The following is a 3990-nucleotide window of genomic DNA, read 5'->3' on the forward strand; positions in this document are numbered from 1 at the left end:
GGCGCGGTCCTCCGTGTCGAGGCCGTCCTCGCGGGCGAGGTGGTGGGCTGCCATCGCGGCGTCGAGGGCGGCGCCGATCTCACCCACGGTGCGCAGGCAGCGCGCCAGCCGGGTCAGGCCGCGGACCCGCAGGGCGACCAGTCCGACCGATTCGCCGAGCTGGACCAGTTCCTGCAGGTACTCCCGTTCGCCGTCGTGGTCGCCCTGCAGGCGCCGCTGTCCGGCGAGTTGCCACAGGGCCTGCCAGCGCAGCACCGGTGCCTCGTGTCCCTCGGCGGCCAGGGCCTCGCGCAGGGTCTCCATCGCCGCCTCGGAGCCGGTGGAGGAGACCAGCGACAGGGCGTGGGCCAGGGAGCCGCCGGCGGGTTCCTCGAAGTCGGCCGCCTGAAGGCCCAGGCGTTCGGCGAGGTAGGCGACGGCCCGCTCGGTGGGCTGGCGTGCGCCGGACTCCAGACGGGAGAGGTATCCGGTGGACATGCCGTCCCCGGCCAGGGCGGTCTGGGACAGGTCGCGGGCCTGTCGCAGTTTGCGGAGACGACGGCCGAACGCGGGCTGACGCAGCATGTGACCATTCCCTGGGACGGACGGGTGGGGGGTGGCCCGTGGGGCGGAGGGGGCGTGCCACCGCCCGGGTGCCGCAACCGAGCGTAGGGGGCCGGGCAAGGGCCGGGCAATGTTTTGCCAGGTGTCGTGCCTCGGAGTTCGTGCGAACCTCACGGATTCCTGTGGCGTTCCTCGAGCGGTTCTTGAGCGGTTGCGGGCAATGTCTCAAGCGCCCGGGTCCGGTACCTGCGCACCGGCCCGTCCTCGCTCACGGGAACTGTCCTCGTCCGCGTCCACGGGAGTCTTCTCATGAAACACGCGGTTCCTGCCCGCCGCGTCGCCCGCACGGGCCGGGCCGGCCGGCCGGCGCCGGTGCGTGATGCCGCGTCGGACGACGACATCAACTGGCCGTTGCTGATCCCGTAGTCAGGTCTCAGTATTCCGGGCATTTCTGCCTGGAAGGTCCGTCACATCACCAGAGCGTCAGGGGCTCGGCTTGAGGACGGTCTCCCGCTTCCTTCTGCTGCTGGTGCGGCAGGGTTGCGCCACCTGCCCGCCCCGTCCCCGCCTTACGGCGGGGGCGGGTGGTGCGGGTCTTCTGGTCGGCTCCGCGGGGCTTCGACACTGCCGGGGCGGTGTCCTGGTCTCCGGCCACTCCGGCACCAGTCGTGCAGGCTGCCGCTGCGAGGGCAGCGAGGTTTCGGGCCGCGTTCGTGTCCCGGTCGATGACCAGGCCGCAGGCGTCGCATTGGTAAGTCCGGATGTGCAGCGGCAGCTTGGCTTTCACCGCGCCGCACCCGGAGCAGGTCTTGGAGGAGGGAAACCAGCGGTCGGCCGTGATGATGCGGGTGGCGTGGCGCTGGCGAGTCTTGTAAGTGAGCTGGCGGCGGATTTCGCCGAAGCCTGCGTCGGCGATGCGCCGGGCAAGGCGCCGGTTCCTCACCATGCCGGCGACGTTGAGGTCCTCGATCACGACGGTGCCGTACTCGGCAGCAACGCTCGTGGTGAGCTTGTGCAGGGCGTCCGCGCGGAGGTTCGCGACCCGGTGATGCACGCGGTTCCGCTGGACGTTGGCCTTCTCCCACCTGCGGGAAGCCTTCCGCCCAGTGCGGCGGTCGGGGCCGCGTCGGCGGGACACCGCGCGGGAGGCCCGGCGCAGCGCTTTCAGGGCGCTGTCCAGGTGCCGCGGGTTGGACACGGTGCGGATCTCGCCGGTGCTGTCGGCCATGACTGCCAGGGTCTTCACGCCGAGGTCGATGCCGACCGCGGCTTCGGGGCGTGCGACGCGGCGGATGTCCCGCGCGGTCTCGACCTGGAAGGCGACGAACCAGCGTCCGCGTTCGTGGCGGACGGTCGCGGACAGGATCCGCGCCCTGCCGGCCTGGACGCGGTGGAGGAGCTTGGCGGTGGGCTCGTGGACGCGGATGGTTCCAAGCCTTGGCAGGGTGACGTGAAGGCCGCCGGCCTCGAGTCGGATGGTGCCAGTGGTGAACCGGCAGGACAGGCGTGCCCTCCGCTTCGACTTGAACCGGGGCATCCCGAGCCGCTTGCCCCGCCGCTTGCCCTGCTTGGACCTGGCGTAGTTGTCGAACGCCGCCGCGGCGTTCGCCAGGCCGGTGTTGTACGCCTCCTTGGAGTTCTCCTCCCACCAGGCAGCGAAGCGCGGGTCAGTCTTCTTGGCCTGGTTGAACTCCTTGCGCAGCGCAGGCAGCGACCACGACCGCCACTCGGTGAGCCGGTCGACAGGGGTGCCGTAGGACTCCTCCGCCCGGCGCTGCCACCACGACGCAGACACCCACCCCACCGCCCAGTTGTACGCCGCCCGCGCCGCACCGCAGTGCGAGCGAAGTGCGGTCTCCTGGGCGGCATTCGGGTCCAGCGCGAACCGGAACGCCTGCACCACGAACCCGGGCTGCGGCTGGAACTTCTTCACTCGAGGGCCTCCCCGGTCACCACGGCCACAGCGCGGGCGGCCCGGTCCTTCGCCGCACGCTGCCCGTGCAGGCGGGCGCACATCGAGGTCAGCACCTCGGTGCGTCCCGCACCAGGTCGTCGGCTCTCTCGGCAGGGTCGAGGACGACCAGGCGCCAGCCGGACGCCGACAGTGCGGCCTCCAGGTGCTCGACGCCGAACAGTTTCACAAGCCCAAGGTACCGAGATGCCCGATCGGAGATGACTATGAATGACTAAGAAATCCGTAGTAGTTGTCACCCCTAGCAGCGGTCTCCCCCGCCGCCGTACAGGCGTACAGGCGTACGGGTGTGCCCGGGTGTGCCCGGGTGCGTGCGGGGGCGGGGGTGCCGTGGTGCACGGGGGCGGTCGGGTCGTGTCAGGGCCGGGCGGCCGATGCGCCCGCCCGCTGCAGGGCGTCCGCCAGGCCTCGGGGCGCGTGCGGATCGTCGTCGGGGCCGCCGACCACGACCAGCGGTGGGCGCACCCCGGCCCGGGTGACCTGGTGGGCCAGTTCGCAGGCGAGGGCGCCGGTGCCGGAGTAGCCGCCCAGGACCAGCCGGCCGCCGGCGCGGGCGAGGCGGGCCAGCACGTCGGCCTGGGCGGGCGGGGGGCCGGCGGTGGGGCGCAGCGCGGTCAGGGCTTCGGGTCCCCGGTAGTGCCGCAGCAGTTCGCGGTGCCCGGTGTGCGGCGCGCCCGGGGTGTCGAGCAGGCACACGGTGGCCGTGGCGGGTGCCGGTGTGCCGCGCAGCAGGACGAGGGGGGCCGTGTCCCGGGCGGCGGGGCCGTCGGGGACCGGGGGTGTGGGTGTCCTGGGCATCCAGGCCAGTACGTCCGCGACGGTGGTGGCCGCGGTCGCGGTGACGGGCAGCAGGCGCAGCAGCCGTACGGTGTGTGCCAGCAGGGTGCGGGTGGTGGTGTCGTCGATGAGGTCGCGGTCGTAGGCGCAGGTCAGGACGAGGGCGCGGCGGGCGTCGTGGCCGGCGCGCAGGCGCAGGGCGTATCCGGCGGGTGCTCCGGCGGCTTCCTGTTCCTCCAGGCGGATGCCGTGTGCGGCGAGTTCGTGGCCGTAGGCGTTCTCGGGGCTCGGGCCGCAGTCGAAGGCGAGCAGGCCGCCGGCCCGCGGCCCCAGGGTGCGGGCGGTGGCGGGTGAGGCGGGGGTGGTCCATTCGTAGGCGGACAGGTCCATCACCACATCGCGCAGGGTGCGCAGCAGGTGGGGCAGGGTGAGCGCCGGGTCGACGGTGAGGTTCAGCGGCAGGGTGTTCTCGAAGGGGCCGGGGATGCCCTCGATGCCGTCCAGGAGCAGGCTTCGGCCGGGGAAGTCCAGGCCGAAGCCCACGGCCGCGGGCGCGGGGGCGGTGTCGCGGGCGCGGTAGAGGAGCAGGGCCCACACCGCCTGCGACGTCATGGAAGCCGCAGACCTGGCCCCGGGCGTCGTACTCGTACTGACGCCGCCACCCGTACGCGACTGCCCCGTTCGCCCGGCCCTCCTGG

At 72.8% G+C, this 3990-nt stretch carries 2 protein-coding genes and 2 pseudogenes; all 4 read right to left on the bottom strand.

What is annotated here, in order from left to right; translation table 11 throughout:
- A partial coding sequence (locus ACWEBX_RS37880; RefSeq protein ID WP_451889275.1) for a helix-turn-helix domain-containing protein occupies positions 1-564 on the bottom strand: 564 nt, incomplete at its 3' end.
- 451 nt (positions 565-1015) lie between these two features.
- Positions 1016-2476 carry an IS607 family element RNA-guided endonuclease TnpB gene (gene tnpB, locus ACWEBX_RS37885; RefSeq protein ID WP_451889276.1) on the bottom strand — a complete coding sequence of 487 codons (1461 nt, stop codon included), beginning with the start codon at positions 2474-2476 and terminating at the stop codon, positions 1016-1018.
- Positions 2473-2675, bottom strand: a pseudogene (locus tag ACWEBX_RS37890) (IS607 family transposase); the annotation flags it as partial. The gene tnpB and the pseudogene ACWEBX_RS37890, both read right to left, overlap by 4 nt.
- Before the next feature lie 197 nt (positions 2676-2872).
- Positions 2873-3990 (bottom strand): annotated as a pseudogene (locus ACWEBX_RS37895) (condensation domain-containing protein); the annotation flags it as partial.

This window comes from Streptomyces sp. NPDC005070, from assembly GCF_053600395.1.